13 protein-coding genes are annotated in these 12,805 nt (G+C 67.6%); 2 read left to right on the top strand and 11 right to left on the bottom strand.

Translation table 11 applies throughout. The features are described from left to right. Positions 1 to 39 precede the first annotated feature (39 nt). The 4 genes from DNK34_RS15530 to DNK34_RS15515 all read right to left on the bottom strand — a co-directional run bounded on the left by DNK34_RS15530 (position 40) and on the right by DNK34_RS15515 (position 3,441). Positions 40 to 513 carry a copper chaperone PCu(A)C gene (locus DNK34_RS15530; RefSeq protein ID WP_131175850.1) on the bottom strand — a complete coding sequence of 158 codons (474 nt, stop codon included), beginning with the start codon at positions 511 to 513 and terminating at the stop codon, positions 40 to 42. 61 nt (positions 514 to 574) lie between these two features. Continuing rightward, positions 575 to 1,939, bottom strand: a complete 1,365-nt coding sequence (locus DNK34_RS15525) for a PepSY-associated TM helix domain-containing protein (RefSeq protein ID WP_131175953.1) — start codon at positions 1,937 to 1,939, stop codon at positions 575 to 577. Positions 1,940 to 2,029: 90 nt separating this feature from the next. Continuing rightward, the gene (locus tag DNK34_RS15520; RefSeq protein WP_131175851.1) at positions 2,030 to 2,419 is read right to left on the bottom strand and encodes a DUF2946 domain-containing protein; all 390 of its coding nucleotides are present in this window, start codon (positions 2,417 to 2,419) and stop codon (positions 2,030 to 2,032) included. Between the two features lie 95 nt (positions 2,420 to 2,514). After that, positions 2,515 to 3,441, bottom strand: coding sequence for a LysR family transcriptional regulator (locus tag DNK34_RS15515; RefSeq protein WP_131175852.1), 927 nt, complete (start codon positions 3,439 to 3,441; stop codon positions 2,515 to 2,517). Between the two features lie 111 nt (positions 3,442 to 3,552). On the opposite strand from DNK34_RS15515, the gene DNK34_RS15510 reads away from it, so the two are divergent. Then, positions 3,553 to 4,569, top strand: a complete 1,017-nt coding sequence (locus DNK34_RS15510) for a zinc-binding alcohol dehydrogenase family protein (protein ID WP_131175853.1) — start codon at positions 3,553 to 3,555, stop codon at positions 4,567 to 4,569. 573 nt (positions 4,570 to 5,142) lie between these two features. Here the strand turns inward: DNK34_RS15510 and DNK34_RS15505 are convergent. The 5 genes from DNK34_RS15505 to DNK34_RS15485 all read right to left on the bottom strand — a co-directional run bounded on the left by DNK34_RS15505 (position 5,143) and on the right by DNK34_RS15485 (position 9,925). Continuing rightward, the gene (locus DNK34_RS15505) at positions 5,143 to 6,027 is read right to left on the bottom strand and encodes a ChaN family lipoprotein (RefSeq protein WP_131175854.1); all 885 of its coding nucleotides are present in this window, start codon (positions 6,025 to 6,027) and stop codon (positions 5,143 to 5,145) included. Positions 6,028 to 6,038: 11 nt separating this feature from the next. Next, positions 6,039 to 6,806 (bottom strand): heme ABC transporter ATP-binding protein, encoded by a 768-nt coding sequence (locus tag DNK34_RS15500; protein WP_131175855.1) that lies wholly within the window; start codon positions 6,804 to 6,806, stop codon positions 6,039 to 6,041. Next, on the bottom strand, positions 6,806 to 7,843 hold the full coding sequence (locus DNK34_RS15495) for a FecCD family ABC transporter permease (RefSeq protein ID WP_131175856.1): 1,038 nt from the start codon (positions 7,841 to 7,843) through the stop codon (positions 6,806 to 6,808). Before DNK34_RS15495 ends, DNK34_RS15500 begins: the two co-directional genes overlap by 1 nt. Further along, the gene (locus DNK34_RS15490; protein WP_131175857.1) at positions 7,840 to 8,727 is read right to left on the bottom strand and encodes a heme/hemin ABC transporter substrate-binding protein; all 888 of its coding nucleotides are present in this window, start codon (positions 8,725 to 8,727) and stop codon (positions 7,840 to 7,842) included. Before DNK34_RS15490 ends, DNK34_RS15495 begins: the two co-directional genes overlap by 4 nt. 130 nt (positions 8,728 to 8,857) lie before the next feature. Beyond that, entirely contained in the window at positions 8,858 to 9,925 is a 1,068-nt protein-coding gene (locus DNK34_RS15485) for a hemin-degrading factor (RefSeq protein ID WP_278248879.1), read from the bottom strand. Between the two features lie 231 nt (positions 9,926 to 10,156). Between DNK34_RS15485 and DNK34_RS15480 the strand changes: the two genes are divergently transcribed. Next, on the top strand, positions 10,157 to 10,474 hold the full coding sequence (locus tag DNK34_RS15480; protein WP_131175859.1) for a Rieske (2Fe-2S) protein: 318 nt from the start codon (positions 10,157 to 10,159) through the stop codon (positions 10,472 to 10,474). Between the two features lie 204 nt (positions 10,475 to 10,678). On the opposite strand, the gene sfsA is transcribed toward DNK34_RS15480, so the two are convergent. Both sfsA and DNK34_RS15470 read right to left on the bottom strand, forming a co-directional pair. Further along, entirely contained in the window at positions 10,679 to 11,395 is a 717-nt protein-coding gene (gene sfsA, locus DNK34_RS15475; protein ID WP_131175860.1) for a DNA/RNA nuclease SfsA, read from the bottom strand. Next, complete coding sequence (locus DNK34_RS15470) at positions 11,385 to 12,566, bottom strand: pyridoxal phosphate-dependent aminotransferase (protein ID WP_131175861.1); 1,182 nt, start codon at positions 12,564 to 12,566, stop codon at positions 11,385 to 11,387. The genes sfsA and DNK34_RS15470 overlap by 11 nt, the downstream gene beginning before the upstream one ends. Between the last annotated feature and the right edge of the window lie 239 nt (positions 12,567 to 12,805).

Below are 12,805 nucleotides of genomic sequence, written 5' to 3'. Positions count from 1 at the left end.
CGGGCGTACCCGCCCCACATGAACTCAGCGTCCGACGCACTAGTGATGCTTGTGCCCGCCTTCGGCGGCCGGCTCATCCTTCTGTACCGCCACCTCGACCCGTACCTGCCCGGCCTTCTCGAAGGTCAGGGTCAGGGGGAAGCGCTCGCCGTCCCGGGCCTGTTGCTTCAGGTCGAACAGCATCACGTGGTAACCCATGGGGGCGAAACTCACTTCGCCGCCGGCAGGAATCACCACGTTCGGTACCCGTTGCATCTTCATCACCCCGCCGACATGGGCGTGCTCATGGATCTCCGCCTTGCCGGCCACCGGCGTATCGACAGCCAGCAGGCGATCATCCTGGCCCCCCTTGTTGTGCACCACGAAATAGGCGGCGGCGGTCGGCGCCACCGGCGGCATCTCCCGCGACCAGGGATGGTCGATATGCAGCTCGCCGACGCTGTACTCGTGGGCATTGGCCAGCAGGCTGGCGGCGAGCAGCGCGGCGCTCAGAGCGATTTTCTTCAATGACATGGTGATTCTCCGTGGATCGAATGGAATACAGGGCCATACCCGCGGGCACGGCAACGAAAGGTCAAGCCAGCCGGCGTGTCGCAAGGCGCGACAGCAGCAGAAAATCCAGGGCCCAGATCAGCAGCAAGGAAGCTCCCACCAGAGGGAACACCACACCGAGGCCGAGCATGATCGCCACGCCGACCTTCCAGCGTGGCAGGTCGTGACGCAGCGGCGGCACGCCGAGGCGGCCGCTGGGCCGGCGGCGCCACCACATGATCAGGCCGCTGATCGAGCTGAGCAGAATCAGCAGGCATACGGCGAAGATGAACAACTGGTGCGGCAGGCCGTAGAGCTTGCCCATGTGCAGCATCACCCCGCTTTCCACGGTGCGCGCCACCAGGCCGTAATCGCGCCAGCGTATGTCGGCGAGTACGGCGCCGCTGTACTGGTCGATATGCAGGGTGGCATCGTTGCGCGGATCGTCGGCGAACAGCGCGATGCTGTAGACGCCCTCCGGGGTGGTCGGGAAGCTGATGCTGTAGCCCGGGTGCACGCCCCGCTCGCGGGCGATATCCACCACCGCCTGCAGGCTGACCGTCGGATTCGCCGTGGAAGCCGGCATGGCACCGCCGTTATGCGCGGCGTGGGGGTCGGACACCGGCATCGGCGTATTTTCCACTGCCCAGGGCACGCTTTGCTTGTGGCTGTGGTTGAGTTCGCCGGCCTGACGATCCGAGGTCGGCACCTCGTCCCACATGGCCGCGGGAAAGTGATTCCAGGCCCCGGCGAACTGCTTGCCCCAGAACCCCGTCCAGGTCATGCCGGTCAGCAGCATGAACAGCAGCAGCAAGGCCCCCCAGAAACCGGTGACGGCATGCAGGTCGCGCCAGAACAGCCGGCCTCGGGCCGACAGCCGCGGCCATAGCACGCCCGCCTTGTTGCTGCCCCGTGGCCACCAGAGATACAGGCCGGACACCACCAGCACCACGCCCCAGCCGGCGGCCAGTTCGATCAGCCGGTCTCCCGGTGTGCCGATCAGCAGGTCGGCGTGCAGCGCGCGGGCCAGCGCCTGCAGATTGTCGTGGGCATCCTGGGTGCCGAGGATGGCGCCGCTGTAGGGGTCGACGAATACATTGCGGGTGCGCTCGCCAACGCCGACGACGAACTGGGCGCTATGGTCCACATCCGCCGGCGGCAGGTACTGGCTGACGCTGCCCTGGGGGTAGACCGCCTGCACCCGGCTCATCATTTCATCGGCGGTGAGCGGCTGGCCGGTGGCCTCGACCTGCAGCAGATCGGCGTACATCAGTCGGTCGAGTTGCGGCTTGAACAGGTAGATGATGCCGGTCAGCGACAGCATGATCATGAAGGGAATGACCAACAGGCCGGCATAGAAATGCCAGCGCCAGGCCAGGTTGTAGAAGGATGGAGGCGAGTTTTTCATCATGAGCCCGATCGTGTGCATGAGCGAATCACCCGCGGCGCTATACGCGCAACAGGCAATGGTGGCGAAGCTGTCGCTTCGTCCGAGGCTTCAGGCGATCAGGGGGGAGGCGCGGGGGTTGGCCGAGGGCCAGAGATAGCGGACGGCCCCGCCGGGCTCGGCGCCGGGGCGTGGATGAAGCGAACGAAGGCGCGGCAACAGCCCGAGCAGGGCGAAGAAGGCTGCCAGCGCCAGGGCCGCGAAGGTGGAACACAAGGGGCAGCCGGACCCCGTCGAGGGCATCGGCATGCCCGAGTCGACGTCGTCCATGGCCATGGCCGCGCCGCCGCTGGCGTCGAGGGCGCAATAGCCACCGTCCATGCCGCTGAGCTGCAGCCCGGTCATCTGCCCATGGCTGATGCTGCAGGCGAACGCGCTGAACAGGACGCTGAAATACAGCACCCAGGCGAGCAACGAGCGGTCGGAGCGGGACAGGTTCATGGGCAGCGATTTTAGGGCCTGTGGCTTGTCAGGTGCTGCGGTGGATTGCCGCAGTATAGGGTCTGTTGACGCTTCAGCGCGACCGCGCCGGAGCGTCAACAGAGCCTAGCTCCCCAAGGAGCCTGCTCCAGCAGTTCGGCGCAGCGCGCGTGGACGAAGTCGCGCAACAGGTGCACCGGCTTGCTCAATTGCTCGCGGTGGGTGCAGATCAGATTGAGCGGTGTCGGCTCGCCCAGCACCTGCGGCAAGAGGATCTTCAAGCGCCCGGCGTGCACATCGCCGGCCACGTCCAGCCAGGACTTGTACACCACGCCCGCTCCTGCAACCGCCCAGCGGCGCACCACATCGGCATCGTCACTGAGCCGGTCGCCAGCGACCTGCAGGCTGTGCTCACCGCCATCATCGTGAAAGCGCCAACGCTCGTAGGCACGGCCACCGAGCATGTAGATGAGACAATTGTGCTCGCGCAGGTCACTGACCTGCTGCGGCTCGCCATGGCGCTGCAGATAGGCCGGCGCCGCGCACAGTACCCGGCGATTGTCGGGTGCCACAGGCAGCGCCACCAGGCTCGAGTCTTCCGGCGCGCCGTAGCGCAGGGCGATATCCACGGGCTCGCGAAACAGATCGGTAACCCGGTCGCCAAGCAGCAGCCGCAGTTGTACCTGCGGATGCGCCTGCATGAAGGTATCGAGCCACGGCAGCAAGGTATTGCGCCCGAAATCGGACGGCACCGAGAGCTGCAGCGGCCCGCTGATGGCGGATTTGCTCCCGGCCAACTGCTGGCGCCCAGCCTCCAGGCTCTGCAATGCCTGCCGGGCATGCAGCAGAAAGGCTTCGCCCTCGCCGGTCAGGCGCAGGCTGCGAGTCGAGCGGACAAACAGCCGCGCCTGCAGCTGCCGCTCCAGCCGTTTGAGTCCGGCGCTGGCCACCGCTGGCGAGATATCGAGCAGGCGCGCTGCGGCAGACAGACTGCCTTCCTGGGCGATACGCACGAACAGTTGCAGGTCGTCAAAACGCAGCATGGCGTCTGATCTTCAAAAAAATATTGAAAGAGACTCTACCTTCATCCTGTTTTTCCTGGCAATGGATTGGCGCAAGCTGCGTTCATTTCCGTCACCCGACAGGACACTCCCATGAAAGCCATCGCCTATCACCAGTCGCTCCCCATCGATAACCCCCAAGCCCTGCAGGACGTGCAGCTGGAGGCACCGACGCCGGGGCCGCGCGATCTGCTGGTGGAGGTCAGGGCCATTTCGGTGAACCCGGTGGACACCAAGATCCGCCGCAACGTGGCGCCGGAAGCCGGCCAGGCCAAGGTGCTCGGCTGGGACGCCGCCGGCGTGGTCAAGGCTGTCGGCAGCGAGGTGACCCTGTTCCAGCCCGGCGACGAGGTGTTCTACGCCGGCGCCCTCGACCGCGCCGGCGCCAACAGCGAACTGCATGTGGTGGACGAGCGTATCGTCGGGCGCAAGCCGAGCAGCCTGCCGTTCGCCGAAGCGGCGGCCCTGCCGCTGACCTCGATCACCGCCTGGGAGCTGCTGTTCGAGCGTCTGCAGGTGGCCAACGGCAACGCCGATCAGGGCCAGAGCCTGCTGATCGTCGGCGCGGCCGGTGGCGTCGGCTCGATGCTGGTGCAGTTGGCGCGGCAGCTCACCGGACTGACGGTGATCGGCACCGCCTCGCGCCCGGAAACCCAGGCCTGGGTGCGCGAACTCGGCGCCCACCACGTCATCGACCACAGCCAGCCATTGGTCGGAGAACTCGAGCGTATCGGCATCCCCCAGGTAACCCACGTGGCCAGCCTGACCCAGACCGACCAGCACTACGATCAACTGATCGAGGCCCTGGCACCACAAGGACGCCTGGCACTGATCGACGATCCGCTGCAACCGCTGGACGTGATGAAGCTCAAGCGCAAGAGCCTGTCCCTGCACTGGGAACTGATGTTCACCCGCTCGCTGTTCGCCACCGCCGACATGATCGAACAGCACCGCCTGCTCAACCGGGTCGCCGACCTGGTCGATGCCGGCACCCTGAAAACCACCCTCGGCGAGCACTACGGCACGATCAACGCCAGCAACCTGCGCCGCGCCCACGCCCTGCTGGAAAGCGGCACGGCCAAGGGCAAGATCGTACTGGAAGGGTTCTGAAATCCGGGTTGGCCAACGAACGTAACGCGCTGGACTCGCTCGTGGGAACCGTCTTGCCCCTTGGCCTGCAAGAGCCCGCTCGCAGTCAAGGTTCGCACGTAGGAGCGTCGACCCGGCGCGATGCGATGGCGGCCATCCCACAGAAGTCGCGGTATGGCCACGATTCGCCGCGAGGTCGCGGCTCCTACACGAATCGGGCAATTCTGCGCTTATTGTCGAATCCCGTAGCGCGTCGCTTTAGGACGTAGGGTGGGTGAGCAACGCCAGGCAGAGCAGTGTCAAGCACAGCCATCGTGGCGCGTCGCGTAACCCACCAGGCGATAGCCGCTGTCACACCCGGCGCGGCGGCAATCGCGCGCACCAGGTGCCTAACCCACCCTACGAAGGGCTCGCTGGTAAGGGCCGTCTTGCTCCTTGGCCTGCAAGAGCTCGTTGGGAGTCAGAGGGTTCACCTGTAGGAGCGTCGACCTCGGCGCGATGCGCTGGCGGTCATCCAGCAGAGCCTGCGGCGCGGCCGCCAGTTCGCTGCGAGGTCGCAACGCCTACACGAACGTGTCGCTCCAAGCCTTGCCGCTAGTGAAACCGCGCGCAGTGATCCTCGTCCGGCAGGGCGGCGGTGTACCACACATAGTCCGCCTGCCCCGCCGTCACCGGCTTGCCCACCTCGGCGAGGATCAGCACCTGAGCGCTATCGGGCGCGCCCAGATCGCGGAGGTGCAGCGGCACGCCCAGGTCACGCCGCACATGGAAGGCGCCAGCGAACAGCATCGCCGGCGGTGGCGCCGTGAGCAGGTGTTCGGCCATGCGCCGGTCACGCTGTTGCTGTACAGCGAGCATCGCCGGCAACTGGCTCTCTGGCAGCTTGTTGCAGTGGGATTCGCGAATCTGCGCCAGCAGCGGCTCACGCACCGTTGCGGCAGTCGACGCATGGCCCTGCAGAACGGGCTGTTCACGATAGATGGCCATGATTTCGGCACGCTCGAGATTCGCCGCCGTCAGCCCATAGTCCTGGCGCAAGGCATGGCCCACGATCGGCCCGTACAGCGACCAGTCCCAGCCCTTGTCCCAGGCCAGGGCCCTGGGCAGGTCTGCGACCGGCTGCCCCGTGCGCAGCCGCTGCCCTGCCGTGTCGGCCAGGGCCTGCTGGCCGGGCGTCAGCATCTCCAGCAGCAGGCTGCCTTGCGCCCGCTGCTGCTCCAGGGCACGCAGCAACCACAGCTGCAGGGCGTGGTGATCCGGGTTGTCATGCTGCTCGCCGACCAGCACACGGGGCGCCGCGGCCAGGCGTTCGACCAGTTGCGCCGGAGTCAGCCGCTCGCCACTGCGCAGATCGCGGATCTGCCCCAGCTCGGCCTGTTCACGGCCCAGCGGGCTCTGCCAGGCAGGCAACGGTGCCAGCACGTGCTGGCTTTGGCAGGCAGTCAGTACGAGCAGCATGGATAGCAGCACCGAACGCATGGTAATCCTCCTCAGCGGGCAACGATCAGCGGATGCCCCCGCTCGGGATGCCGCTGCACCAGCACCTCGAGGCCGAACACCGCCTGCAGCGGTTCGGCGCGCAGCACCTCGGCCGGCGCGCCGATGGCGTGGGCGCGCCCCTGCTCCAGCAGCAACAGGCGGTCGCAGTAGCGGGCGGCCAGGTTCAGGTCGTGCAGGATCACCAGCACCGCCGCGCCCTGCTCGGCGAAACGGCGCACCGCCTGGAGGGTGGTGTGCTGGTGCAAGGGATCGAGCATGGAGGTCGGCTCGTCGAGCAGCAGGCTCTGCGCCGCGCCGCCGGGCCAGAGCTGGGCCAGCACCCGGGCCAGGTGCACACGCTGGCGCTCGCCGCCGGACAGCTCCAGGTAGCTGCGTTCGGCCAGGTGCGCGGCATCGGCGGCCTGCAGCGCCTGCTGGATGATCTCGGCATCGCGCTGCCGGCCGCTGTCGTGGGGCATGCGCCCCATGGCCACCACATCGCTGACGCGAAAGGCGAAACTCAGGGTCGAGCTCTGCGGCAGCACCGCCAGGCGCCGGGCGCGCTCGACACCCGGCCAGTCGGCCAGAAGCTTATCGCCCAGATGAACGCTGCCCTGGGCCGGCGCCAGCTCGCCACACAGCGCGCCGAGCAAGGTACTCTTGCCGGCACCGTTGGGGCCGAGCACGCCCAGCACCTGGCCGGGAACCAGCTCGATATCGATATCGGCCAGCACCAGCTGGCTGCCCCGCAGGATCGACAGGCTCCGTGCACGCAGCATCAGGTTCGCCCCCGCAGCAGCAGATAGAGAAAGAACGGCGCGCCGATCAGCGCCGTGACGATGCCGATGGGCAGCTCGGCCGGCGACAGGATCAGGCGGGCGAACAGGTCGGCCAGCAGCAGCAGGCTGGCTCCGGCCAGCGCCGAGGCCGGTAGCAGCACGCGATGATCCGGGCCGACCAGCAGGCGCACCAGGTGCGGCACCACCAGGCCGATGAAACCGATCATCCCCGCCGCGGCCACGGCCGCGCCGACGCCCAGGGCGGTGCAGAACACCAGCTCGCGCTTGAGGCGTTCGACGGCGAAGCCCAGGTGCCGGGCCTCCGACTCGCCGAGCAGCAGCGCATTGAGTGCCTTGGCCCGACGCGGCAGCCACAGCGCCACGGCGACGGTCACCAGCAGCAAGGGCCACAGCCGGGCGTAGCTGGCGCCGTTGAGGCTGCCGAGGTTCCAGAAGGTCAGGGTACGCAGGGTGGCGTCATCGGCCAGGTAGGTGAACAGGCCGATGCAGGCGAACGCCAGGGCATTCAGGGCGATGCCGGCGAGCAGCATGGTGGTCACGCTGGTCTGCCCGTCGCGGCGGCCGAGGCGGTAGACCAGCGCCGTCACCCCGAGGCCGCCGATAAAGGCGCACAGCGACAGCAGGTAGGGCGCGATCAGTTCGGGAATACCGCCCAGTGCCGCCCCGCCGACGATGGCCACGGCGGCGCCCAGTGCCGCGCCACTGGACACGCCGACCAGGCCGGGGTCGGCCAGCGGGTTGCGGAACAAGCCCTGCATGGCCACGCCGCACAGCGCCAGCACCGCACCGACCGCCAGGCCCAGCAGGGTACGCGGCATGCGGATCTGCCCGAGAATGAGCTCGGCCTGTTGCAGCTCTTCTCTGCCCAGGTCCAGGCCCAGCAGACGCAGCGCGGCCTTCAGGGTATCGCCCAGCGGCAGGCTGACCGGCCCCAGGGCCAACGACAGCCAGAGCGCGAGCGCCAGCAGCAGGCTCAGTGCGATGAACAGTGAGCGCGGGCTGAGCAGCGGTTTCATGGGGCGGGCTGGGTCAGCGGCACGCTATCGGGATACAGGGCCGCCGACAGCTCGGCCAGCCCGTCGGGGATACGCGGGCCGAGACCGCCGACCAGCAGGGTCGGGTCGATCGCCACCAGGCGCCCGTCACGGCCGGCGCGGGTCGAGGCCAGCGCCGGATTCTGCTTGAGCAGCGCTTGCCTGGCTTCATCGCCCGTCAGACGCCGGTCGGCGAAGACCACCACCTCGGGGTCCAGGGCCAGCAACGCCTCGCTGGACAGCGCCTTGTAGCCACTGTGGGTGGTCAGGTTGCGGCCACCGGCCTGCTCGATCAGCCAGGCGGCGGCCGTATCCTTGCCACCGGCCATGGGGCTGCTGCCGGCATGGCCGAGCAACAGCAATACGCCAGGCGCCTGTTGTCCGGCCTGGGCCTTGGCGACCCAGTCGGCCTGGGCCTGCAGGCGCGCCTGATAGGCGGTGAACAGGGCTTCGGCTTGGGCTTCGGTCCCCAGCAGCGCGCCGATGCGCTGCAGGTTGTCCTGCAGCACCTGCAGATCGGCCCTGGCCGACAGGCTCACGACCTGTACCCCGGCGGCGCTCAGTTGCGCCAGCACCGGCGGCGGGCCCATTTCCTCGGTGCCCAGCAGCACCTGAGGACGCAGCGCCAGGATGCCCTCGGCCGCCAGTTGGCGCTGATAGCCGATACTCGGCAGCGTCTGCAATGAGGCCGGGTGCAGGCTGGTGGTATCGACCCCCACCAGCTTGCTTTCAGCGCCCAGCGCCACCACCCACTCGCTCAAGGAACCACCGGCGCTGACCCAGCGTTGTGGCAAGGTGTCGGCACTCGTCAGCAATGGGCAGAGCAGGCTGGCGAACAGGGCGAATGCGGCAATACGGCGCGTCATGGGTTGGGCTCCAGCAAAAATCGGTGATCCTGGCCAGGTCGGCATGGCGACCCGTCGGTGTATGCGTCGGTAGTGGCCAAAGCCTGGCAGTGTAGCCGCAGCGCTGGCCCAGGTGTGCAGCGCGATCCGTTCAGCGTGCCAGCGCCGGCACGCTCTCGGCCAGACGCCGCCAGTCGTCACGCTCGGCAATCCCCGGCTTGCGGGCGCCGAACAGTTGCAGGATCAGCTCGCCGTCGGCATCGAACGCTTCCCAGCTGGTGATCACACCATCGCTGCTGGGCTTGCGCACGCGCCACAACTCACGGATCTCGTGCGCCTTGAGGTGCAGATTGAACAGGGGATCGAGCACGTTGAACCAGTCGCCCATCCAGCGCAGGGTGTGCAGCGGGCCAGTATGGATCTGGATGCAGTGCCGGTTGCCGACGAATACCATCACCGGCACCTCACTGGCCGCGATCTGCTCCAGCAATACCGGCAGGGCGGCGGGTTCCAGCGCTTCGGCCCACTCGCGACCGGCCAGGCGCAAGGCCTGGGTGCGCGTGGCGCCGTGGCTCTTCAGCAAGGCGAAGAAATGGTGGGTGTCCTTGAGCGTCGACCAGCCCACCCGCAGGGCATTCACGTCGATCAGATCGTCGTGCCGCGGCGCCTCGCGCACGGGCAAGGGCTGCAGCTCCAGCTCGGCGCTCTGCGGCTCGGCGCGGAAACGCTCGACCAGCGGCGCCCAGGCCGACACCTCGCTGTGCTCGGTGAGATAGACCTTGTGCACCGCGACACCCTGGGCATCGAAGACCTGGATGCTGCGCTGCACGCCGCGCGCGCCCGCCTCCTCGACGGCGAACACGCTGGCCCAGCCGGCGAGGAACAGGCGCAGGTCGATATCGGCGGACACCACCAGCCCCATCTGCCCATTGGCGGTCACGGTGACCTCGCGATAGACCCCTTTGCGCTCATGCACGCAGTGCTCGTTGCGCGTCAGCGCCATGACCTGCCCCAGCTCGCCGAGCGCCGGTAACAGCGCCGCCCAGGCCGGCTGCAGGCGCACGGCATCGATACCGAGCCGGCTGGCGGTCAGCTGCGCCTCACTGACCGCCAGTTGCCGCGCGGCATCCCGGGCACGCAGTTGCGGTTGCTCGGCACGCAGGTCCTGCCAGGCCTGATACAGCGGGCTGGCGCCAGGGGTTGGGGACGGGTCGGGCATGGTCATGGCAATTCCTTCAGGATCAGGGGGCGGGTTACGCAACGGATCGCCCTGCGCCGGGGCAACGACACGCAACGCTGCAAGGTCGCAAGATTACCGCAAAGAGCAGCAAAGCCCAATATTGTTGATAATGATTTTCGTTCAGTTAATCTATCGATCTGGCGCTCCGCGCGCCCCTGTCCCAGCGCCCTGTGCATGCGGGATAATCCAGGCCTTGGCCTGGAGATCGCGATGATTCGATTATGCGCCCCGCATGAACTGCCCGAGGCGCAGAGTCGGGGCTTCGTTGTTGCAGGAACGCAGCTGTTCGCCGTGCGCAAGGACGGCGACGTGTTCGTTTACCGCAATCGCTGTCCGCACCGGGGCGTACCGCTGGAGTGGCACGCCGAACAGTTTCTCGACCCCAGCGCCAGCCTGATCCGCTGCGCCCGCCATGGCGCGCTGTTTCTCATCGACTCCGGCGAATGCGTGGCGGGCCCCTGCGAAGGCCAGTCGCTCAGCGCCGTCGCCAGCCGGGAAACCGACGACGGCATCTGGGTCGAGCCCTAGGGTCTGCAACAATCCCTAGGGTGGACGACGCTTTACCTACGCGGCCCGACCCGTCCACCGCTCCGCAATCGCAAGGGTGGATGAAAAAAGCGTCATCCACCCTACGCGCTACAAGTTAAAAGCGGCTCGGAGCGCTCTATTGCTCTTGCTTCTATCTTGCAGCTTGAAGCTTGTGGCTTGCAGCTCAAACGCCGAGGTAGTTTTTCAACAGCCTTGGAGCATCACCTCCAGGCGCCGCACCACACGAATCCCCTGCGGCGCGATATCCACGCCATAGGCCAGCACCTCGACCCCGGCGCTCACCGCTTCGCGCAGCGCGGCGGCGTAGGCCGGGTCGATCTCTTCGGCAGGGCGCACCGCTTCGATGCCCGACAGGTTCACACAGTACAGTTGCACCGCCCGCACCCCGCTGCGGGCCAACGCCGCCAGCTCCCTCAGGTGCTTGGCGCCCCGCTCGGTGCGGGCATCGGGAAAGGCGGCCACGGCGCTGTCGGCGAAGCCCAGGGTGACGCTCTTCACCTCGACGAAGGCCACGCCGCTGGCGTACTCCAGGCAGAAATCCACACGACTGCGCTCCTGGCCGTAGGGCACCTCGCGACGCAGCCCGGTGAAACCGGCCAGCTCGCCGATCGAGCCGGCGCGCAGCGCTTCCTCGACCAGGCCATTGGCCCGCGCCGTGTTGATACAGGCCAGCCGGCCGTGAGGCGTTTCGCCGATCTCCCAGGTCCCCGGCAGCTTGCGCCTGGGGTCGTTGGAACGGCTGAACCAGACCCGACAGCCTTCGCTCATGCAATTGAGCATCGACCCCGTGTTGGGGCAATGAATGGTCAGCCGCTCGCCGGAGGCGGTTTCGACATCGGCCAGGAAGCGTTTGTAGCGGCGCAGCAGACGGGCCTCCTCCAGCGGCGGATCAAACTGCATCGGCCCTCCAGCGCTTCAGGCCACGGGCGATACGTTCGACGGCCTGCTGCAGGCGCGGCAGGCTCTGGGTATAGGCGAAACGCACATGGTGGCCGGCCTGGTGGCGACCGAAATCCAGGCCCGGGGTGAAGGCCACGTGCTCATGCTCGAGAAAGTGCTGGCAGAAGGCGAAGGCATCGTTGCCGAAGGCGCTGATGTCGGCATATAGATAGAAGGCCCCTTGCGGCTCCACGGCGATGCCGAAGCCCAACTCGCGCAACGCCGGCAGCAGGAAGTCGCGGCGCTGGCCGAACGCCGCGCGACGCTCCTCGAGAATGGCCAGGGTCTGCGGCTCGAAGCAGGCCAGGGCGGCATGCTGGGCCATGCTCGGCGCACTGATGTAGAGGTTCTGCGCCAGCTTCTCCAGATCGGCGACGGCGGCCGGTGGCGCCACCAGCCAACCCAGGCGCCAGCCGGTCATGCCGAAATACTTGGAAAAACTGTTGAGCACGAAGGCCTCGTCGTCCACTTCCAGGACGCTGCTGGCCTCCACGCCGTAGGTCAGGCCATGGTAGATCTCGTCGACGACCAGGTGCCCGCCCCGCGCTTTCAGGGCAACGGACAGGGCGCTCAGCTCGGCGCGCGTCAGCAGGGTCCCGGTGGGGTTGGCCGGCGAGGCGAGCAAGGCGCCGACGCTGTCGGCGTTCCAGTGGCTGGCCACGGCCTGAGGGGTCAGTTGATAACGCTCCTGTGGGCCGACCGGCACCAGTTGCGCGGCCCCTTCCACCAGGCGCAGGAAGTGCCGGTTGCACGGGTAGCCCGGGTCGGCGAGCAGCCAGTGCCTGCCCGGGTCGACCAGCAGGCTGGCCGCCAGCAGCAGCGCCCCGGAACCACCCGGCGTGATGAGGATGCGTTGCGGGTCGATGTCGAGGCCGTAACGCTGGGCATAGAACCCGGCAATCGCCTCACGCAGCGCCGGCAGCCCGCGGGCGGCGGTATAGCGGGTATGGCCGGCAGCCAGCGCCGCCTGCCCGGCGGCGACGATGGGGGCCGCGGTGGTGAAATCCGGCTCGCCGATTTCCAGGTGGATCACATCGTGGCCATCGGCCTGCAACTGGTTGGCCCGCGCCAGCAACGCCATGACGTGGAAGGGTTCGATCGCGCGACTGCGGGCACTGTAGGACTGGGCCATGCTCTTGCCTTGCTGAAAAGCAGAAAGTCTAACCTGCCAGGCGCTGCCGAAATACGCCTTTACACTGCGGCCGATGGCGGTCGCCCGCGGGCGGAGCCAGACCGGCTAGGCTTCTCGAGCGGCCGCCAGGATTATTTCAAGCGCCGCGCAGACGGCCTGCGGCACAAACGCGCGTAAGCGCGACAACCGGGAGTGGCGCGGCTCGAACCGATCTGGTAAGTTCGCCCGCTTGCAGCCGC

The organism is Phytopseudomonas dryadis (genome assembly GCF_004327355.1).
Classification (GTDB): Bacteria; Pseudomonadota; Gammaproteobacteria; order Pseudomonadales; family Pseudomonadaceae; genus Aquipseudomonas; species Aquipseudomonas dryadis.
This window is presented reverse-complemented; position numbering and strand designations above follow the sequence as displayed.